Raw genomic sequence first — 20531 nt, 5'->3', positions numbered from 1 at the left:
TACACGGACCATTTTCTATAGGGCATGACCATGAGAATCGCACTTATCACTGAAGGAACCTACCCATTCGTGCTGGGCGGGGTGAGCGTGTGGTGCGATCAGCTCATTCGTGGTCTGCACGACTTTGAGTTTGAGGTAATTGCCCTTACCAGCAATGGCCTGGAAAAAGCAGCCTATCCTCCACCTGCAAACCTTAAAGGCGTGGTCAATTTTCCCTTGTGGAATAGTGTTCGCCGGAGTCGCTCGAGGCAGCGTGCTTCCCGCTGGTTCGACCAGGTGCACCACAGCTTTGTAAGTGCCCTGGTCAGGCCTAATTGGGGCACAACCTATTTTTTGTGGGCCTTACGGGCTATGGCTGGCTATGCACAGCAAGCCGACCTGGGAGAGGCCTTGTTGAGCGAAGCTTCCCTTGGCCGCTTACTCAAAGTTTGGAAGGAGCATCAGCCGCAAGACCCTTCGATTGCTCCACTGCCCAATCTGACCCTCCAGGACGCTCTACTGGCCTCGGAATTGATTGAGCATTTGCTGCGTCCCCTGCAGCTTATTCCTGCTAAAGCCGAGGTTTATCATGCCGTTTCTAACGGGCCTGCGGCTTTGGTGGGAATGATGGGCAAGTGGTACCACCATGTCCCATTTGTTCTAACCGAGCATGGTGTTTATCTTCGAGAGCGCTACCTGAGCTATCTCCAGGCTCCTTTTAGCCTTTCGGTGCAAACCCTGATCTTAAACTTTTTTCGCCTGCTCTCGAGCGCCGCTTACCGCATGGCCGACCTAATCGTGCCGGTTTCGGAGTACAACCGCCGCTGGGAGGAGCGCAACGGGGCCTTTCCTACCTCCATTCGCCCCATCCACAACGGCATTGATCCGGCCTTGTTTCCGCCTCCCGAGGTGGAGCCCGAGGTTCCCACGCTCGCCTTTGTGGGACGCATTGATCCCCTCAAAGACCTCCATACCTTGATTGAGTCGTTTGCCTATACCAAGGAACGTGTGCCCAATGCCCGCCTTCGAATGTTTGGTCCGACGCCTGCAGGCAATGAGCGTTACCGGGAAAGCTGCGAAGATCTAATCGCAAAGCTGGGCCTCGAGGGAGCGGCGACCTTCGAGGGCCGAATCTCACCGGCTGCACGGGGTTATCAGGCTGGGCATGTGGCCGTGCTGAGCAGCATCTCGGAAAGTTTTCCGTATGCCGTGATTGAGGCCATGTCGTGTGAACGGGCCACGGTTTCAACCGATGTGGGGGGGGTGGCGGAGGCAGTAGGCGATGCAGGTATTCTGGTGCCTGCCCGTGATCCTGCGGCGATGGGCAGGGCCTGCGCCGAGTTGTTGCTGGACGATGAGCGCCGGATTGCTATGGGCAAGGCAGCGCGGGCGCGGGTACTCAAGCACTTTACCCTCGAGCGTTTTCTAAACGACTACCGCAAAATGTACCATGATGTGGTATCTCTTTCTCGAGCGGCCAAGTCTTCGGCGTTGTCGGGAATGCCATACCCGACCGAACCTTTACCGGCTTCGGGGAGCTGAGTGGTTTGGTAAGTTAAAGATGGATATGCAGTGAAGTTCCCGGAATGAAGCGCTAAAAGCAACCCCCAGGTATTAGAGGAGCCAAATCCATCCCAGGAATTAAGTTACCGGAGCACTAAGTGAGACCTGCCAAAAAACAATTTATTGTGCTATTGAGCCAGATTGCCGAACCTCGAGCCGCCTGGGGTTGTTGGGAGATGCGGCCAGGGGGGGTGTGCGCACACCTGGGTGGCTTGAACCCGGTCAGATTACCGGGTATAACGCAAACAGCCGCTGAAGCTTCGAGCGGCCTTTATTTACCTGGTTGCCAGAGCACAAAGGGTGGATTGTTGGCATGAGCCAGCGAACGGAGTTTTATGACGACCGTGGGGTGGCGGTGCTGCCCAGCTATACTCGAACTGGGCGCCAGCCAGGCCTTTCTAATCGTCTGGCGCCACTGATTCAGCATCTGGGGCCGGTGATCGAGACCGCTGTGGACGCACAGCAAATAGCGGCCGTGCTCGAGGCCCATGGTTATAACGACCGGATGGTGTTGGAACGCTATGGTTACCCCAATGTGTTTGAGCTGGCCGAAGCCCTTTATCGGGCGGTGCCGCGCAAGCCCGCAGCCACCAAGCGCAAAATCAATCCCCTTTCCGAAACCTTGCGAGAGCTTTCGCACGGGCTTTTTTATGGTATGCCGGGGCTATTTTTTCCGGCGGTTTTTGCCTGGGCCGGCTCCCAGGAAGCCACCCTCGGCCTGATTTTATCGGCAGTTCTGGGCTGGTCCTGGAGCCAGGGCATGATTCGGCTGGCCTATGTCCTGATGGGCCGGGGTTTTGCTCCGGAAGCACGGGTGTTGCTTCGCAGCATGCTGTTTATGGGTCTGGGGTTGGCAACCCTGATTGCCGTACTTCTACAGGCAAGCCCGGCTTTAGCTGCCCTTTTGGTTTTGCAAATGGCCTACCACATGGCCTCGAGCATTTTACTTTTGTACAAGCAAGAGATGTGGCTGCTGCTAACTGCCTTGCCAGGGGTGATTTCTGGGGCGGGGTTCTTGCTGTTTCCAGAGCTGCTCGGCGCAGCCCCCACGGTTCTGGTGATGATGGTGGCGGTACTGCTAAGCTTTACGGCTGCGCTCATCACCCTCAGAACCAAAGCCAACCACTCACCCTGGAAGATATTGCAGAAAACCGACTGGCTGGACGCCATTCCGCTCATGCTATACGGCTTTCTAAGTGCGGTATTCGTATTCCTTAACCCATTCTGGCACTGGATTACCGGTACGTCCATTGCAGCAGGTCTGACGGTGGTTCCGCTGGTGCTGAGCATGGGCGGGCTTGAGTGGCAGCTTCGAGTTTTCCTGCATCGTATGAGTTTGCTGCTGGCCAGCACCAGCGACCTGAGGGTGTTTGCCCGAAATGTCAACCGTATTTTTTTGTCTGTGCTGGCCTCCTACGCAATGCTGCTGCTGGTATTGAGCCTTCTGGCGAAGGTATTTTTCAACCTTAACAGCATGGAGACCCAGATCTTCCTGATTGCAAATTTCTTGCTTGGGCTCGGGTTTTTTGTGGCTTTTACGCTCACCACAATGAACCGCACCGTAAGGGTACTGCTGGGGATGCTGCTGGCGCTCATGGTGTATGCTGCCGTCTTTGCCCTTTCGTTGCAGGGGGTGTTGCCTTTAGATGGATCGCTGAGCTACCTGATTGGATGTGGGTTTTTTACCATTTATTTGCTGTTGGCGGCACTGCCAGTTCTGCGCGAATTGCGCAACTACCAGTAATATGTTCGGCATCTGCAAATCCAAAGCCCTGGCCTTCTACTACGGCAGAGGGCGACTGTCGCGGCTTTACAGGTATGCGAAAGTGGTACTGCAAACCTGGGCCTATACCCCTCAAGAACTCCAGATTTTGCGTAGTCGGCAAACCCTGCCCCTGGCCTATCTGAGCCTGGGGGAAGATCAGCTTGTTCCTTCACCCTGGCATCGCAACGCACGAAACCTGGATTGGAATACGGTTTATGTGGATCCGTCCCACCCCGACTGGGTTAGAAGTCGCCTGGATGAGGCTCGAAGGGCGGTAGAGATGGGGTTTGAGGGTTTATTTTTGGATACGCTGGACACCGTGACCCTGTATCCCCAGGATCGGGGGGCTTTGCTGGAACTTATCACCCAGCTGCGGCAGCTTTTGGGTTCGAGGCTTCTGTATGCCAACCGTGGGTTTCATCTGCTGCCCGAGCTATCTGGCCTGGTAAACGGTGTGGTGCTGGAGTCGTTTTCTACTACCTGGACACCCTGGGGTTATCGGGTGTTGCCTGCACATGAACTCGAGTACAACCTCAGCCACCTGTTCAGGCTTCAAGGGTACGCCCTCGAGATTTACGCGCTGGACTATGCCGACCAGTTCTGGCTCGAGGGCTATGCAAGGCTGCGGGCGATGTACTATGGCCTGCCAACCTTTGTCAGCAACCGCGACCTAACCCGTATATAAAGCGGTCTTCAGTAGAAAATCAGGAATAGGGTGCCAGAGGCTTACTTTTTGCCCGGCCTGTCCAGGTATTGCCTGTTAAAGGCATGGGGCAGAAGCTCGCCCAGCGTGGTGTGTAGCTCGGGGCCATCTGCACTCAGGCAGTGTACCGGTACGTTGGGCTGGGCAAACTCGCTCAGTACCTGTCGGCAGCCGCCACAGGGGGTTGCCGGCTGGTTGCCCCGGCTCATCACCCAGACCTCGGCAATCTCGCGCTCTCCTGCCGAGACCATCTGCAAGGTGGCCGACTGCTCAGCGCAGCGCGAGAGGGGATAGGCGGCGTTCTCCACGTTAACCCCGCCATACAGCCGACCCGACCGGGACTTAACCACTGCCGCAACGGCAAAACCGGAGTAAGGCGAGTAGGAGTGGGCCAGGAGCTGCTGGAGTTTTTCTACTATCTTTTTAGGCGTCTTGGGCACGGCTTTAGCATACTGCACCGGCGGTTATGCTTCTTCTGAAGTTACCGACTCGCTAAGGGTTTCGTCGTCGCGGGGTTCTGGGGTTTTCTTCTGGGCCCGCACCCGCTCGATGCCCCGTGGATCGGCGGTTTCAACGGTAAAAACAAAGCCAGCGTACTCGAGCTGTTCCCCCACCTCGGGTATACGTCCAAACTCGCTCATCAGGAAGCCGGAGAGGGTGTCGTACTCACCTTCGGGCAACTCGATGCCCAGCTTTTCCGAGGCATCTTCCAGCGGGACAGAGGCTGCCAGCAGATAGACCCCCTGAGCTATCTGCTGCACCGGGGCCACCTCTTCCTCGTCGGACTCATCGTAGATTTCCCCAATAATCTCTTCGATAATGTCCTCGAGGGTAACCAGCCCTGCCGTACCCTTGAATTCGTCCACCACAATGGCCATATGGGTTTTGCGGCGGCGCATCTCGCGCAAAAGCTCCCTGGCCCCCATGGTTTCGGGCACAAAGTAGGCGGGGTGGCTTATGCTGCCAATCTTGATGCTGTCTAGCTCCGGGCCTTCGTACTCGAGTAAGTCTTTGGTGTAGGCCACCCCAACAATGTTGTCGATGGTTTCCTGGTAGACCGGGACTCTGGAATAACGATGCTCGCGGGCCATTTCCCAAAAGTCGCGCAGGGTGGCCTCGGCCGATATGGCCACCATGTCTACCCTGGGCACCATTATCGAGCGCACCGGGGTTTCTTCCAGATCGAGAATCTGGCTGATGATTTCGCCTTCGCTTTCGTCCAGAACCCCTTCTTTCGAGGAGGCTTCCACAATTAGCTTCAGCTCTTCTGCGCTGCCCACCATGGAGTGCGAGGGGGCCTCCCGCAGGCCCATCAAGCGCAGGAAGAAGTTGCCGCTACGGCTAAAAAGCCAGACCAGCGGAGAAGTGAGCCGCTGGAACAGATTGAGTGGCAGAATGGTAATGACAGCGACCTGCTCGGTGCGCTGAAGGGCGATACCTTTGGGAATCAGTTCGCCAAAGAGCACCGTAACAAAGGTAATGAGAATAACCGAGAAAACAAAGCTGATGGATAAAAGCAGGCTGCTTTCTGCTGCAGCGGCAGCCTGTGTTTGACCAAACACTGCTGTGATGCCAGCCACAATCAGCCGGGTAACGTAGGGTTCCCCGAACGCACCCAGAATCAGGTTGGTGGCGGTGATGCCAAGCTGTGTGGTGGCGATGTAGATGTCGAGCTTGGCCATGGCCTCTTTAAGCAGCCTGCCCTGCCAGGAGCCAGTATCGGCCATCTGCTCGACCCGACTGCGCCGAATTGCGACCAGGGCAAATTCTGCGGCGACAAAAAAGGCATTAATCAGGATGAGAAGAACGATGATTCCAAGACTGCCAGGGATGCTTTCCATAGGGTTCGCGTCAGGCCCAACCCAAAACTAACTCGCCCCGGAGCTTTCCAGGGCAACGCCAGGGCTACGTTTGGAAGGGGAGTCCATACGCTACTAGCCGGAAGTTTACCACAGCCCCAGGCGGCCCACAAGCGGCGGTAAAAATAGCAAAACACCGATTAGGGCGGCAATTGCACTGGCTACCAGCACGCCCGCTGCGGCAACGTCCTTGGCTGCTTTGGCCAGGGGGTGATAGTTGGGTGAGACCAGGTCTACCACAGCCTCGAGGGCGGTGTTGATGAGCTCAAGCCCCAGCACCAAGGCCACCAGCAGCAGCACTGGAACCGGGTTGACCTGTAGCCACAGGGCCAGGGCCAGGGCCAGGGCGCCGATATACACCTCGAGGCGAAAGTTGCGCTGGCTTTTCCAGGCGAAACGAACACCGGCCCAGGCATAGGCAAAAGAAGCCCGCAGGCCCCGTAAGGGTAGGGGGTCGCTGCCGGGCCTGGGGGGCGGGGTTCGAGGGGGCATAGGACTAGAGCTCGAGAATGCGGGTCTGCACCCGACGGAACCCCTCCCACTCATCCTCGCTCTGGTGGTCGTGCCCCAGCAAGTGCCATAGCGAGTGGGCCGCCAGCACCTTAACTTCGTTTTGCAGGCTGTGCCCAAGCTCGTTGGCCTGGCGGCGGGCGGTATCGAGGCTGATCACAATATCGCCCAAATGTGGCGGAATGAAGGGGTCGCCCGGTTCGTAGGTAGGAAACGACAGGACATCGGTTGGGGCATCCTCGCCCCAGTGCTCCTGCTTAAGGGCTCGGATCTCGGCGTCATCGGTCAAAATGAGCGTGAGGGATTTGTCGCCATGGCCCAGCTCCTCCAGCAGCAGCTCGAGGGCTTTGCCTACTGCGGAGCCCAGGCCTGGGGGAAGTTTGCTGTGTGCAACCAGATCTACCTGTCCCATCGCCCTGGTTTAGCGCTCGCTTTCGTGCTCATGGGACTCGTAGGCTTTGATGATACGGGCTACCAGCGGGTGGCGCACCACGTCGGACTCCAAAAAACGCTGCTGGGCAATACCCTGGATGCCCTTCAGGATGCGCATGGCCTCTACCAGGCCGCTTTTTTGCGCTTTGGGAAGGTCAATCTGGGTAATGTCGCCGGTAATCACCACCCGACTGTTGAAACCCATACGGGTCAGGAACATTTTCATCTGCTCGGGGGTGGTGTTCTGGGCTTCATCAAGAATGATGAAGGCATCGTTCAGGGTACGACCCCGCATAAAGGCCAGGGGCGCCACCTCGATCACACCCGACTGGATGTACTGGTCAAAGCGCTCGGCGTCAATCATGTCGAAAAGGGCGTCGTAGAGCGGGCGCAGGTAGGGGTCAATTTTGGCCTGGAGGTCGCCCGGCAGAAAACCCAGGCGCTCGCCCGCCTCTACGGCGGGGCGGGTCAGGATGATGCGCTTAATTTTTTTGGCCTTGAGGAAGGCTACGGCCATGGCCACGGCCAGGTAGGTTTTCCCGGTGCCAGCAGGCCCCACGCCGAAGGTAATATCGTGGCTGCTGATGGCCTCCACGTACTGCCGCTGGCCGGGGGTTTTGGGCTTGAGCCTGCCGGGCAGGGTTATCTCGCCACCCAGGGTCGGCACGGCGGTTTCGACCGGGAGCGACTGTCCGTTTTCTGCAACCAGGATGACCTGCTCGAGGGTACCCGCATCAATTTCGGCGCCCTGGCGCACCAGGGTAACCAGGTCACGTATAACCCGTTCGGCCAGGCGCACCTCGTCTGGGTCGCCCGAAATTTGCACTTCCTGCCCGCGCACCACAAGTTGCGCGGGCAGCAGCTTGCGCAGGGTTTTCAGGTGCTTATCGCCATGGCCCAGCAAGGACAGGGCTTCTTGGGCTGAGCGAAGGGGAACTACCGCCTTGATTTGCGTGCTCTTCTCCAATATTGGCTCCTGGGTTCGGCCAGCACTTGATGCCAAACCACACCGTTAAGAATATCACGTGTTGAAGTGGAAAAGGCCCAGTGCTCGGCGGTTCTGCCTCTGCTTTCCGGCTGGGCTTTGCCGGGTGTTGGCTGAGGAGATTCTTTGGGCAGGCGCGCGCTGGAACGGGCCAGGCGTTCGCGCTCGACTTCCTCGAGGCTTCTTGGTCGCTTTGCAGGGGGTGTCCTGGGTTTTGGGGGTTGAGCAGACTGACTAACCAGCGGGCGGGCGGGCGGGGTGCTGGCCGGTGGGGGTGGGGGGGCGGCTGGGCGTGCGGGTGCGCCCGGCGGCTGGGTGCTCGAGGGCCGCGGGGGCGGACGGCGCTCCTCACCCGGTAAGGGAATCTCGTCGGGCTCAAAATCGGGGGGCATTTGCTGGCCCCGCCTGAGCAAGCCTTGCAAGGCAGGCAGCACAATAAAGAAAAATAGAAACAGCAGACCTAAAAGATCGTCTAGACCCATGAAACCCTCCGGGTAGCGGCTGAAGCCCCAGATGAGCCGTAGAAAGCCCCTGGTTGCGCCCGCTGGGGCGTGCGGCGAGCCTTCTGTCCGCCAATACCCCATCCAGTTGTTGTGCTGGTCAAAGTGGCGAGCGCAACCGTGACAACTGCCAGAGGGGTGCGTTTGGCCTCACCCACAAGCAGAGATGGCAGGAGCACAGACGAGGTTTTTTTGTTCAGACCTCTCCTGCCGCTGGGCTCGCGCTGGCCCGGTGTGGTGCTGGGCGCTCCCCTCAAGGCTAAAACCCCTTTGCGTGCCTCACCGTTGCGAGCCACCAGCACCGCCGTCGGAGGTTCCACCACCGCTGGCTTTGCTGATAGACTCGCGCATATCGGTGTCGGCCTCGATGTTTTTGAGCTGGTAGTAGTCCATTACACCCATGCGACCGCTGCGGAGCGCCTCGGCCAGGGCCATCGGTACGGCCGCCTGGGCCTCGACCAGCTTGGCCCGCATGGCCTCGACCAGGGCGGCGTTTTCCTGCTCCACAGCCACGGCCATGGCCCGGCGTTCTTCGGCTTTGGCCTGGGCAATTTTCTTATCGGCCTCGGCCTGGTCGGTGCGGAGCTGGGCTCCGATGTTTTTCCCTACGTCCACTTCGGCGATGTCCACCGAGAGGATTTCAAAGGCCGTGCCAGCATCCAGACCTTTGGCCAGCACGGTTTTGGAGATGCGGTCGGGCTGCTCGAGCACCTGCTTGTGGTCTTCCGACTGACCGATGGAAGCCACGATGCCCTCGCCAACCCGGGCCACGATGGTTTCTTCGCCGGCCCCACCTACCAGGCGGTCAATGTTGGCGCGGACGGTAATGCGTGCGGTAGCCAGCAGCTGGATACCGTCTTTGGCCATACCGGCGACCATCGGGCTGGTAATTACCTTGGGGTTGACGGAAAGCCGCACAGCCTCGAGCACGTCGCGCCCAGCCAGGTCAATGGCGGCGGCGCGGTCGAAGTTGAGCTTGATACCGGCCTTATCGGCTGCAATCAGGGCATCAACCACCCGGTCTACATTGCCCCCAGCAAGGTACTGGGCCTCGAGCTTGGCGGTTTCGACCGGAATGCCGGCCTTGAAGGCTTTAATCATGGGATTGACAATCTTGGCCGGAGGGATGCGCCGGAAGCGCATACCAATCAGCGAGGTAAGCGCTACATTGACGCCTGAAAACAGCGCCGTGATCCACAGTGGAACGGGTACCAGGTAAAAAAACAGGAAAACGGCTAGTAAAGCGATGCCAGCGATGATTAAAGCTCCAAACTCCATGAGATCCTCCTCGTAGTTATGCTAACGCAGCTTCCCCAAAAATCTGCCATCTCTTCTGGCTGTGTCGGATATTCATGGGAACTGCTCGAGCCGATGTCAGACACAGCAGCGCTATAAGCGTACATCATGGACGGGAAAACGAATAAGGTGTGGCCCATGAAATAGAGATTCTTGGAGTCGCTGGTGGTGGCCTCTTTATAAACAACCTAGCCCTCTACTTTCCGCACCACCACCCGGGGGCCTTCTACCTGGATTACCCGAATGGCCTGGCCCCGCTCAATGAACTCCCCCATGGTGACCACATCCACGCGGCGGTCGCCAAACTGGGCTGTACCGGCCGGGCGCAGGTCTGTGATGGCGCTGCCGATGGCCCCTAAGAGCGACTCGAGTTCGTTTTTGGGAGGAGCCACCTCTTCCACCGCGCTGCTCAGCACAAAGGGCCGGGCCACCCGTCCTCTGGGCAGGTAGCGCAGGATTAGGAACAGGCCCAAAGCCAGTCCGATGATGGCAAAAGAACCAACCTGCAAAGCCTCATCGCCGAAGGTAAAGTAGATCGAAGCGCCTATTAGCCCGAGCCCCAACAGGCCAGGTATGCCGAAGCCGGGGGTAACAAACAACTCGAACACAACCAAGAGCAGGCCGGCAAACAGCAGGATGATGGTCAGCGCGCTGGAAAGGCCCGCCAGATAGCCCCCAAGAAAGAACAGACCCAGCGAGGTCAGGCCGATAATGGCGGGGATGAACGTGCCGGGCGTGAAAAATTCCAGAATGAGCCCCAGAACCCCCACCGCCAGCAGGATGGCCGCGATGGTGGGGTCGGTCAAAAAGCGGGCCACACGCACCTGGGGGCCAGGCTGGAGCTCCTGGGTATCGCTGCTGAAGCCGGCTTTCTCGAGGGCCGCCCGAAGGCTGGGCACCTCGGCATCGGCGATCTTGAGCTCCACCGCCTTTTTGGCCGAGAGGGTCAGGGGCTCGCCCTTGGTGGTGATGCCCCGGATTTCGGCTTCGGGGTCTACCATGGCTTCGGCGATGTTGGCAGGGCGGTTGCGGGCCTCGGCCACTGCCCGGAATTTGCCCTTAAGGGCCGATATGACCTTGCGGTCGGCTGCGGTGGCGTTGCCCACCACCGGCGTGATGGTGATGGGCAGGGCAGCCCCGATGTTGGAGCCGGGCAGCATCATGATCTGCTGGGCGGCCAGCGAGATAAGCGCCCCTGCCGAGAAGGCGTTCTCGACTACGGCCAGGGTGGGCACGGTAGAGGCCAGGATGCGGTCGGTGATACGGATCGCGGCATCTACCCGCCCGCCGGGCGTGTTGACCCGAAAGACCACCCCGCTTGCACCCTCGCGCTCGGCCTGATCGAGGGATCGCTCGATGAAAACAGCCAACGGCCCGTCAATCGTCCCCTCGATGGGGATGATGTAGGTTTTGGCCTGCGCTATCGAGGCAACCAACAGGAAAACGAAAAGTAGGTTTCTCACCAAGGTTATCTTAGCAAGTCAGGCCTGGGGGAGTGTAATGTGCGGGGGCTTACCGTACAGCAGGGCTCGAGGTCGGCAGCTTTTTCGCCGCTTCTCTCTCCCGCGGCCCTCGGATCCAAGGGCTTAATTGGGGCTGGAACCAGTCCTGGGCGAGGGTAGCACAGAAGCCTGTGCTCAAAGAAGGAGCTGGGAAAACTGCTTAAGGGGGCTTAAAATCCAGCTGTGAAACTTGGTTTGATTGGATTTCCGGTTGAGCATTCGCTTTCTCCAGCCATGCACGAGGCTGCCTTAAGGGCGGCGGGATTGGAAGGTACTTACCTGGCCCTCGAGACCCCCCCTGCATTTCTGCGAGCCCGTTTGCAGGAGGTTCGGCGGGAGTTTGCTGGGGTCAACGTTACGGTTCCGCACAAAGAAAGCGTACTGGACTACCTGGACGAAATAAGCCCCGAGGCCAGGGCCATCGGGGCGGTTAACACCATTGTCTGCGCGCAAGGCCGCCTAATCGGCCACAATACCGATGCCTTGGGGTTTATCGCTGGTTTGGACGAAGCCGGCATCTCCTACCGCAACAAAAAAGCCCTGGTGCTGGGGGCAGGAGGGGCTGCGCGGGCGGTTGCCTATGCCCTGAAGGAAGGGGGCGCACTGGTAGCGGTGTATAACCGCACCCAAAGCCGGGCAGAGGCCTTGTGCAATGCCATGGGGCTGCGTCTGGTCACCGAGCCTTTACTGGCAGCGGCGGTGCATGGCTGCGATTTGCTGATTAATACCACCAGTGCAGGGCTCAAAGACCCCTCCAGCTCCCCCTTGCCGCCCGGTTTGTTGCCCCGTGGGGTGGTGGTGGATATTGTTTACAACCCACCGACCACCCGGCTGCTGCTCGAGGCCCAGCAAGCAGGTCTCCCCACGCTGGGTGGGCTGCCCATGCTGGTATGGCAGGGGGCGCTTGCTTTCGAGCTCTGGACTGGGATTAAGCCAGATGTCCAGGTCATGTACAAAGCAGCCCAGGCCAGGCTGCAAAATGCGGCCTTCTTATAGACCAAACCCGCTTTATTCCCCTTGGTATGGCCCCTTTGGCGCTCAGCCTTCAATCACAATGGGCAGGATGACCGGATTGCGTCCGGTGTTTTTGGCGATAAACTTCTTGACCGGGTAATAGATGTCATCGCGGATTTCCTCGAGGCGTTTCTTTTCACGCACCCCTTTGTAAAGTGCCTCCGAGGCCATCTTGCGCACCTCGCCCAGCAGGCGTTCCCCAGCCTTCACAAAGCCCTTGGAAATGACCTCCACCAGCGGATCCCGGCTGACCAGGGCGGTGATGATGACCACCCCCTCGGCGGCCATGTGTTTGCGGTCTTCCAGAATTTCGTCGGTAATGTCGCCCACCCCCAGCCCATCCACGTAGAGCTGGCCGTGGGGCACGGTTCCGTTGAATTCGATGTTGTTGGCGGTGAGCCTAATCAGGCGCCCGTTTTCGGGAATCAGAATTTTCTCGGGCGGATGGGGAATGCTCTGGGCCAGCCACTTGAAGTTAATCTGCTGGCGAATCTCGCCGTGCCAGGGCAGCAGGAACCTCGGGCGGGTCAGGTTGAGCACGGTCTTGATCTCTTCGTGGCTGGCGTGGCCGGAGGCATGCACGCGGTAGCGTGGTGGGTAGAACACGTAGGCCCCCAGGGCATAAAGCCGATTGATGACGGTATTGACCGCCTCCTCGTTGCCGGGAATCGGGCTGCTGCTCAGGATGACGGTGTCGCCCTCCTTGATGGCCATCTTGCTATGTGCTCCAGCCGCTAAACGGGCTAGAACGGCCTCGGGCTGCCCCTGCGAGCCAGTGGTAATAACCAGTACCTGTTCATCGGGCAGGTCTTTAATTTCGTCGAGGGTATAGAAGCGGTCTTTTTGCCGGAAATAGCCAAGCTCGAGGGCAATGCGGGCGTACTTGAGCATCGAGCGCCCTTCCACTGCAATTTTGCGCCCATACTTTTCGCCCGCCGTGACCACCGACTGGATGCGGTGAATGTGCGAGGCAAAGGTGGTTACAAAAATGCGCCCTTTGGCAGCGCCAATCACCTTATCGAGCTCTTCTGCCACCTCGGTTTCGCTGGGGGTAACCCCGGGGCGCTCACCGTTGGTGGAATCGGCAATCAGGCACAAGACCCCCTCGGCTCCGGCCTCGGCGATTTTCTCCAGGTGGGAGGTCTGTCCATCGATGGGGCGCTCATCGAGCTTAAAGTCGCCGGTGTGCACGATTTTGCCAATGGGGGTGTGAATGATCATGCCGAAGTTATCCGGAATGGAGTGGGTCATGCGGAATAGGTCGAGCTGGAAGTAACGCCCAATGGAGATGCGGTCATCGGGGGAGACCTCTTTAAAGTTGTAGTCGCCCACTGCGAGGCCGAACTCCTCGAGCTTGCCCTTCACCAGGCCCAGGGTAAGCTTGGCGCCATACACCGGAACCCGCGGCAGTTGCGGAAATAAGTAGGGCAAGGCCCCGATGTGATCCTCGTGGCCGTGGGTCAGTACCCAGCCCCGGATGAGGTCTTTGTTTTGAACTAGATAGTCTATGCGCGGAATTACGATGTCTACACCGAGCATCTGCGCGTCTGGGAAGGCCAGGCCGCCATCGATGATGAACATCTCGTCTTCGTAGCGGATGGCGGTGATGTTTTTGCCAATTTCGCCGGTTCCTCCCAGGAAAACTATTTCCACGGCGCCATCGGGTTTGCCTAAGATGATAGGCCCCTTGGGTTTGGGTCTTTCTTGCCGTCGCCGGGGGCCCCGGGGACGACTAAAAGGTGGATTGTTGGTCATGTTTACTCCAAAGCGGTACGCAAGTATGGGTTGGCTCTTTACTGGCTCAGGTGCGGGTTATGGGTGGCTTGGGCCAAACCCCAACCAAACTCAATGCCAACCCAGTTGGGTGTTATCGTCGAGTGGACGGCTTGCGCGGGGCGACCAGGCCCTCGAGCTCCGGGCGAATCAGGTCAACCCGACCTTGTTCGTCAATCTTGTTGACCTTAACTTTAATCTTCTGCCCCAGCGAAAGCACGTCTTCGACTTTTTCTACCCGCCCCTGGGCAAGCTGACTGATGTGCAGCAGGCCATCTTTGCCAGGTAAAATCTCAATAAAAGCGCCAAAGTTGGTAATTCGGGTAACTGTACCCTCGTAGATTTCACCCACCTTGGCCTCGGCGGTCTGGCCCAGGATGCGGGCTTTGGCCTCCTCGGCGGCGGCTGCGTTGGCGCTGTAGAGCCGGATGGTGCCGTCCTGCTCGATGTCGATCTGTACACCCAGCTCCTCGAGCTGGCGGATGTTCTTGCCCCCAGGCCCAATAATGCCCCCGATTTTTTCGGGGTTAACCTTGAGGGTCAGGATGCGGGGCACCTGGGGTTTCATCTCGGCCCGGTGGGTGGGCACGGCCTTTTCCATCAGGCGCAGGATGTGCAGGCGGGCCTCGCGGGCCTGGTACAGCGCCGAGCGCATGATTTCGGGCGTCAGGCCCTTAATTTTGATGTCCATCTGCAGCGCAGTAACGCCGTCGCGGGTGCCCGTGACCTTGAAGTCCATGTCGCCCAGGGCGTCTTCCAGGCCCAGAATGTCGGTCAGCACCACCGCCTGCTCACCTTCTTTAACCAGGCCCATGGCCACACCAGCGACATGCTTTTTGAGTGGAACCCCGGCATCGAGTAGGGCCAGGCAGCCTGCGCACACCGTGGCCATACTGGAAGAACCGTTCGACTCCAGCACGTCGCCCACCACCCGGATGGTGTAAGGGAACTCCTCCCTCGAAGGCAGAACAGCCCGCAGACCCCGCTTGGCCAGGTTGCCGTGGCCTACCTCGCGGCGGCTCACCCCGCGCAGGCGCTTGACCTCGCCGGTGGAATAGGGGGGGAAGTTGTAGTGCACCAAGAAGGGGTCTTCGGTCTCGATGCCGAGGTCGTCTACCAGCTGGGCATCGCGTCCGGTGCCCAGCGTGACGACACCCAGCACCTGGGTTTCGCCCCGGCTAAAAATGGCCGAGCCGTGGGGTTTGGGCAGCACGTTGTGCTCGATCCAGATGGGCCGTACCTGTTCTGGGGTGCGACCGTCGGCCCGCTTGTTTTCCTGCAAAATGAGCCGGCGCAGTTCTTGCTTGACCACCTCATCAAAGCCGTCTGCCAGCAGCCTGCGCCGCTCCAGGTCAACCGAGCCATCCTCTGCAGGGGGGACAAACTCTTCCAGCAGGGCCTGGGCGAAGGCTTCCAGGGCAGCCGAGCGCTCACCTTTGGAAGCAGTTTGCAGGACGCTCGAGAGCCCTTTTTCCATAGCCCGCTGGTAAAGGGCGGCCTGGGTATCGGGGTCCAGTCTGGCCGGGGGCTCATAGGCAAACTTGGGCTTGCCCAGTTCTGCGCGCATCTGCTCTTGTAGCTCGAGGATGGGCTGCATGGCCCGGTGGGCGAACTCGAGGGCCTCTACCAAGCGGTCTTCCGAGACCTCCTGTGCCCCTGCTTCCACCATGATGATGGCCTCCTTAGAACCAGCCACCACCAGGTCGAGCTGGCTATTCTCCTGGGCCACAGGGTTCAAAACCAGACGCCCGTCCTGTAAACCTACCCGCACCGCGGCTATAGGGCCATCCCAGGGAATATCGGAGAGCATCAGGGCCGCACTGGCCGCAATGGGCCCCAGGATGTCCGGGGTGTTTTCCTGATCTGCCGAGAGTACGGTAAGAAGAACCTGTACCTCATGGCGAAAACCTTTGGGAAACAGCGGACGAATGGGACGGTCGGTCAGGCGGGCCGATAAAATGGCTTTTTCCCCTGGTCGCCCTTCGCGGCGCATGAAGCTGCCCGGAATGCGTCCTACGGCATAATGCCGCTCTTCAAACTCCACCGTTAGGGGCAAGAAATCGGCCTGAATGGGTGCATCGGAAGCCTGGGCGGTGGCCATCACCACGGTCTCGCCGTAAGTAACCCAAACCGAGCCAGACACGTGCTTGGCGTATTTACCGGTCTCGATGGTTAGTGTGCGGCCCCCGACGTCTACGCTGTAGCGGCGTGCTTGGGGTATTGGATTTTCCTCGTTCATAGCTGCTCCTAAATGCCCAGTTATAGCGCTGGGTACGCTGTGAAGACTGTTATGGCGCTCTACGCACGGGTCGGTTTCAAAACACCAATAGCCGACGCCATGGCTCTTCCTGCACCTGCCTGCCAAAGCTCGCCCTTTTTTACCGGGACGGCGCACACCGCATATGGTGTTGCCGCTGGCACAGCACCAGATGCGCCACCGGCCCTACGAGAAAACTGCTCTAGAGCGAAGAGTTGCGCACACCACTCGTTTGGGGGGTGAAACAGGCCAGATGCGGGGTGGGACATATTCCAGACGATGGCTTGCAATTGAGCCCAAAACAAAGAAAGCATGTTTTAAGGTTTCAGCGGAGCCAAACCCCCGGCCCCGCTTACCGAGTCCAACATATTGTACACGAAAGAGAACATCCGGGGCTGCCCCCGGAGATTCTAGTTATTTACGCAGCCCAAGCTTTTCGATTAGCGCCTTGTAGCGGGCCTTGTCTTTGCTCTCCAGGTAGCCCAGGAGCCGCTTGCGCTGGCCCACCATGGTCAACAGCCCCCGCTTGGCTGCAACGTCATTCTTGTTGGCCGTCAGGTGGGCCGAAAGACGGTTGATCCGCTCGGTGAGCAAGGCTACCTGCACCTCGGTGGAACCGGTATCGCCGGGCTTGTGGGCGTGCTTTTCGATAACGCTGGCTTTTTCTTCTCTTGCGAATGGCATCGGTATCTCCTTGTCGGGTGAGCCGCAGTCTGCTGACCGGGGCTTCCTCCTGGCCCATATTGGGGGCCAGCTAAGAAGTATAGCTGCGCTTCGATGTGGGGTCAAGCCAAAATAAGATGAGCGCTGAGAGGGCCAGGGCAGCTCCGGTAAAAAAAGCTATGCTGGAACCAAAATGTTGCCACAGGAAGCCAAAAATAGCGCTGGCCGGAAACAGCAGCACGCCCACTAAGGTATGGTATAGCCCAATGGCGCTGGCCTTCTCGGTTGCAGGAATAACCTGGGCCAGGTAGGCCCGGCTGCTACCTTCGAAGGCTGCACTGTACAGGGCATACAGCAAAAATAGAAGAATTCCCTGCCAGCCAGTGCTACTTAGCCCGAACCCCAGGTAGACCAGTGCGTAGGTCAAGAAACCTAGCATTACCAGAGCTTTAGCCCCTACCCGGTCGGCCAGTGTTCCCAGCGGATAGGCCATAAGGGCATACAGCAGGTTGTATGCGGTGTAAACCAGGGTGGCCTGGGCCGCACTTAGCCCTAAATCATTCAAGCGCAAAATTAGGAAAGCATTGGAGGAAAGCCCCAGTGTGGCCACCCCCGTTACCAGCAGGAACCAGCGGTACCGGGGTGAGAAAGCTGAAAGCCGAAGGGGGGGTAGTGGTCTGGCCAGGCCGCGCTTTTCGCGCAAAAAGAACAGGATGACCAGGGTGGCTAAAACAGCAGGAATGACTGAAACCCAAAAAACCCCTCGAAAGTCCAGTAGCGGCAATAGCAAAAAAGCCAGCAGGGGCCCAATGGTAGCACCCAGGCTGTCCATGGCGCGGTGGAACCCATAGGCTCGCCCGTAGCTATCCTGGCTGGTCACCTCTGCTATTAAGGCGTCCCTCGGAGCCGTGCGAAGACCCTTGCCCACACGATCTAAAAAGCGATAGGCCAGCACCTGCCAGGGGGCCATTGCCACGGCCAGCACAGGCCGCAGCAGGGCCGGGAAGCCATAGCCCAGCAAAATGAGCGGCTTTCGGGCTGCCATTCGGTCGGAAATGCGCCCCCCTGCCACCTTGAACAGGCTGGCGGTGGCTTCGGCGATGCCCTCTACCAGACCTACTACCGTAGTGGAGGCACCTAATACCCCGGTTAGAAATAGGGGTAGAAGGGGATAGACCATCTCGGAAGCTATATCTGTAAATAGGCTGACCGCTCCAAGCACATACACTTCGCGGGGCAGCTTCTTCATCGCCTACAATCTACTCCCTGCGCTTTGCTGGACAAAAAGCAAGAAATACCCCTGACTACCGCCAGGGGTATACCTCGAGGGAGAGACTACCAGAGCCGTTGGCCTGGAACTGGGTTCATGTTGGTGAACAACTGGAAGAGCACCGGGCCATACGCCAGCACCACCAGCAGCACCGCGATGCCAAACCAGAACCAGACCCGTTCGGTAAGCTGGGCAAGCCCACTGCCCTCAGGCTTCGATATCACCTCGGTAAAGGGTACTTCGGCCATTACCTGGCTGGGCTCTCGGCGGTTTTGCAGAGCGGTGGCGAATATCACGTAGAAGAACAGGATGGCTGCAATGAGCAGAATGACCCCAGAAACGATGTTCAAGACCATCCAGGCCGAGCTTTCCTTATAGGCTTCCATAGCGACGGGGCTGCCGGCGATATGGGTGCGGCGGGGTACCTGGTAGAGGACGCCCATCCAGTGCAAAGCAAAGGTCATGATGAACATGCCCAGGAACCACAGCCACTGTGAGGCCACGGCCATTCCTCTGGCTACCAAAGGTTTGCCGGTCAGGTGCGGAATCAACCAGAAGGCCGTGCCCATGGCCGCCATGGTTACCAGGGTGCCCACTTGCAGGTGGAAGTGACCAGGAATCCAGACCGTGTTATGGACGTTCTGGTTGAGGTTGAAGCTGGCATTAACCATGCCCCCTGCGCCCCCTGGAATGAAGGCCAGAAAGCCGAGCAGGAAGGCCAGAACTGTGGGGTTGTTCCATGGCAGTGCGCCAATCCAACCCAGTAGACCCTTGCCACCGTTGGCCCGCCCTGCGACTTCCAGCGAAGCTGCAATGGTAAATGCGGTGATGAGACTGGGAACCGCCACGAACATGGTCAGGACGGTGTGGATCATTTTCCAGTAGGGGGCGATTCCGGGGTCGGCGAACTGGTGGTGGAACCCTACCGGTACAGAGAACAGCAGGAACAGAAGGAAAACCAACCGCGAGAGGGGGTCGGAGACCAGTTTTCCACCTGCCAGTTTGGGGAGGGTTACGTAAGCCAAAGTGTAAGCGGGCAGCAGCCAGAAATACACGATGGGGTGGCCCGTGTACCAGAACAAAGTGCGCATCAGAAGCGGGTCTACACCAGCTACCAGCCCGAAAGACCAGGCGATCAGGAACAAGGCCTCCACCACCAGCCCCAAGCTTGCCAGAAGCCACATCAGCCAGAAGGTTACGGCCATGTAGGTGGCGATAGGGGTGATTTTCCCCGGGTTGGCCTTGCGCCAGCGCAACCAGAGCTCGAGCGCCAGGTAGATGCTTACGTAGCTCGACAACACAAAAATGGCGGCTCCCACATAGAAAGCCCAGTGGGCCTTGAGGGGTGCGTAGAAGGTGTACAATACCGAGGCTTCGTTGAGCAAGAGGGGTATGGCGGCGATAAACAGGCCACCAAAGGCCATCCAGAAGGAGACCCAGGCCAGCTTCATGTTGGGACGAAGGCCCAATTCGCGTGCTGGTAAGTAAATCATGATGGCCTGGGCAACGAGCTGGGTGAAGACAATGGCGTTCAGTACACCGTGTAAACTGAGGCCCTGGTAGTAGTTCTGGAAGACCGGCTTAAGCAGCGGGTAAAGGTCGAGGCCGCCGTAGTTGAAAGCTTGCAAGGGGCCAAATAAAGTACCCAAAGCCAGCGCCGCAAAGCCCAGCATGATCATGTACAGGGCGTACTTTTTTTCTGGGGCGGCAGCGTAAGCGTCGTAGTTGGAAATTGATTTAACAGCCATTCGGCACTCCTTTTAGGGTTCCACGATCAGCTTGCTGATCATATTGGCGTGGCCTATGCCGCAGTATTCGTTGCAGATTATCCGATATTCACCAGGTTGCTTGAAGGTGTAGCTAACTTTGGCAATTTCGCCGGGGATGACCTGCACATTGATGTTGGTGTTTGCGATCTGGAAGCTGTGCTGAACATCGGGTGAAGTGATGTAAAAGGTCACTTTCTTCCCTGCCTTGAACTTCATCTCTGTGGGCAGGTAGCCAAAGGCGAAAGCCTGCACATAGGCCACGTATTCGTTGCCCACCTGCTCAACCCTGGGGTTGGCAAAGTCACCCTCGGTTCGAACCTTGGTGGCGTCAATGCGCCCCGTGCTGACCGGGATGGTATTGCCCATGGTCAGCACCATGTAGCCGACCAGGATAATAAAAACTGTTATCATTCCCAGGCCAAAAAAAATCCAGGCCCGCTCATAGCGCTCTATGATGTGCTCGTTGTGTTCCATGTTTTAACCCCTTGCAAGATGCGTGAAGAAGAGGAAAAACCAAAAGGCCAGGATAAAAACCGTGACCACTCCGACTACAAGCAAGGCACCAACGGGTCGTTGTTCTTTTTCTTCCATAGGTTGCTTCCCCCTTTCGGGGAGTCTAAGAATCTGGTTAGAGGACATGTGTCCCTAGGAAGAATGTCCCGGTGTTTTGGGCGAATCAAGGACTTTTCTT

19 protein-coding genes are annotated in these 20531 nt (G+C 58.4%); 4 read left to right on the top strand and 15 right to left on the bottom strand.

Annotation, left to right across the window (positions count from 1 at the left end):
* The first annotated feature begins 30 nt into the window (after window positions 1-30).
* The 3 genes from pelF (at window position 31) to ABWU19_RS05425 (ending at window position 3992) form a co-directional block, all read left to right on the top strand.
* The gene (pelF, locus tag ABWU19_RS05435) at window positions 31-1521 is read left to right on the top strand and encodes a GT4 family glycosyltransferase PelF (protein WP_435900748.1); all 1491 of its coding nucleotides are present in this window, start codon (window positions 31-33) and stop codon (window positions 1519-1521) included.
* 334 nt (window positions 1522-1855) lie between these two features.
* Window positions 1856-3286 (top strand): hypothetical protein, encoded by a 1431-nt coding sequence (locus ABWU19_RS05430; RefSeq protein WP_435900747.1) that lies wholly within the window; start codon window positions 1856-1858, stop codon window positions 3284-3286.
* A 1-nt stretch (window position 3287) separates the two neighbouring features.
* Window positions 3288-3992 (top strand): endo alpha-1,4 polygalactosaminidase, encoded by a 705-nt coding sequence (locus ABWU19_RS05425; protein ID WP_435900746.1) that lies wholly within the window; start codon window positions 3288-3290, stop codon window positions 3990-3992.
* A 41-nt stretch (window positions 3993-4033) separates the two neighbouring features.
* On the opposite strand, the gene cdd is transcribed toward ABWU19_RS05425, so the two are convergent.
* The 8 genes from cdd to ABWU19_RS05385 form a co-directional block, all read right to left on the bottom strand.
* The gene (cdd, locus tag ABWU19_RS05420; protein WP_435900745.1) at window positions 4034-4450 is read right to left on the bottom strand and encodes a cytidine deaminase; all 417 of its coding nucleotides are present in this window, start codon (window positions 4448-4450) and stop codon (window positions 4034-4036) included.
* A gap of 24 nt (window positions 4451-4474) precedes the next feature.
* On the bottom strand, window positions 4475-5851 hold the full coding sequence (locus ABWU19_RS05415; RefSeq protein ID WP_435900744.1) for a hemolysin family protein: 1377 nt from the start codon (window positions 5849-5851) through the stop codon (window positions 4475-4477).
* Window positions 5852-5956: 105 nt separating this feature from the next.
* Window positions 5957-6361 (bottom strand): diacylglycerol kinase, encoded by a 405-nt coding sequence (locus ABWU19_RS05410; RefSeq protein WP_435900743.1) that lies wholly within the window; start codon window positions 6359-6361, stop codon window positions 5957-5959.
* A gap of 4 nt (window positions 6362-6365) precedes the next feature.
* Window positions 6366-6791 (bottom strand): rRNA maturation RNase YbeY, encoded by a 426-nt coding sequence (gene ybeY, locus ABWU19_RS05405; protein WP_435900742.1) that lies wholly within the window; start codon window positions 6789-6791, stop codon window positions 6366-6368.
* Window positions 6792-6800: 9 nt separating this feature from the next.
* A complete protein-coding gene (locus ABWU19_RS05400) occupies window positions 6801-7778 on the bottom strand; it encodes a PhoH family protein (protein ID WP_435900741.1) in 978 nt (325 codons plus the stop codon).
* Window positions 7748-8278 (bottom strand): hypothetical protein, encoded by a 531-nt coding sequence (locus ABWU19_RS05395; protein ID WP_435900740.1) that lies wholly within the window; start codon window positions 8276-8278, stop codon window positions 7748-7750. The genes ABWU19_RS05400 and ABWU19_RS05395 overlap by 31 nt, the downstream gene beginning before the upstream one ends.
* A gap of 297 nt (window positions 8279-8575) precedes the next feature.
* Complete coding sequence (gene floA, locus ABWU19_RS05390; RefSeq protein WP_435900739.1) at window positions 8576-9574, bottom strand: flotillin-like protein FloA; 999 nt, start codon at window positions 9572-9574, stop codon at window positions 8576-8578.
* A gap of 206 nt (window positions 9575-9780) precedes the next feature.
* Window positions 9781-11055, bottom strand: coding sequence for an NfeD family protein (locus tag ABWU19_RS05385; RefSeq protein ID WP_435900738.1), 1275 nt, complete (start codon window positions 11053-11055; stop codon window positions 9781-9783).
* Between the two features lie 222 nt (window positions 11056-11277).
* Here ABWU19_RS05385 and ABWU19_RS05380 point away from each other — a divergent pair, with 222 nt between their 5' ends.
* Window positions 11278-12090, top strand: coding sequence for a shikimate dehydrogenase (locus tag ABWU19_RS05380; protein WP_435900737.1), 813 nt, complete (start codon window positions 11278-11280; stop codon window positions 12088-12090).
* Window positions 12091-12132: 42 nt separating this feature from the next.
* Here ABWU19_RS05380 and ABWU19_RS05375 read toward each other — a convergent pair whose 3' ends face one another.
* The 7 genes from ABWU19_RS05375 to ABWU19_RS05345 all read right to left on the bottom strand — a co-directional run bounded on the left by ABWU19_RS05375 (window position 12133) and on the right by ABWU19_RS05345 (window position 20431).
* Window positions 12133-13863, bottom strand: coding sequence for a ribonuclease J (locus ABWU19_RS05375; RefSeq protein WP_333659024.1), 1731 nt, complete (start codon window positions 13861-13863; stop codon window positions 12133-12135).
* Window positions 13864-13975: 112 nt separating this feature from the next.
* The gene (gene pnp, locus ABWU19_RS05370; protein WP_435900736.1) at window positions 13976-16120 is read right to left on the bottom strand and encodes a polyribonucleotide nucleotidyltransferase; all 2145 of its coding nucleotides are present in this window, start codon (window positions 16118-16120) and stop codon (window positions 13976-13978) included.
* Between the two features lie 432 nt (window positions 16121-16552).
* Window positions 16553-16822, bottom strand: a complete 270-nt coding sequence (gene rpsO / locus ABWU19_RS05365) for a 30S ribosomal protein S15 (RefSeq protein WP_435900735.1) — start codon at window positions 16820-16822, stop codon at window positions 16553-16555.
* Between the two features lie 70 nt (window positions 16823-16892).
* Window positions 16893-18050 carry an MFS transporter gene (locus tag ABWU19_RS05360; protein WP_435900734.1) on the bottom strand — a complete coding sequence of 386 codons (1158 nt, stop codon included), beginning with the start codon at window positions 18048-18050 and terminating at the stop codon, window positions 16893-16895.
* An 86-nt stretch (window positions 18051-18136) separates the two neighbouring features.
* Window positions 18137-19819 (bottom strand): cbb3-type cytochrome c oxidase subunit I, encoded by a 1683-nt coding sequence (locus ABWU19_RS05355; protein ID WP_435900733.1) that lies wholly within the window; start codon window positions 19817-19819, stop codon window positions 18137-18139.
* A gap of 12 nt (window positions 19820-19831) precedes the next feature.
* Window positions 19832-20314, bottom strand: coding sequence for a cytochrome c oxidase subunit II (locus ABWU19_RS05350; RefSeq protein WP_435900732.1), 483 nt, complete (start codon window positions 20312-20314; stop codon window positions 19832-19834).
* A 3-nt stretch (window positions 20315-20317) separates the two neighbouring features.
* On the bottom strand, window positions 20318-20431 hold the full coding sequence (locus ABWU19_RS05345) for a cytochrome c oxidase subunit 2A (RefSeq protein WP_435900731.1): 114 nt from the start codon (window positions 20429-20431) through the stop codon (window positions 20318-20320).
* Window positions 20432-20531 lie beyond the last annotated feature (100 nt).

Source organism: Meiothermus cerbereus, assembly GCF_051297115.1.
Lineage (GTDB): Bacteria > Deinococcota > Deinococci > Deinococcales > Thermaceae > Meiothermus > Meiothermus cerbereus_A.
Note: the sequence above shows the minus strand (reverse complement) of the source record. Positions and strands in the feature narration are given on the sequence as shown.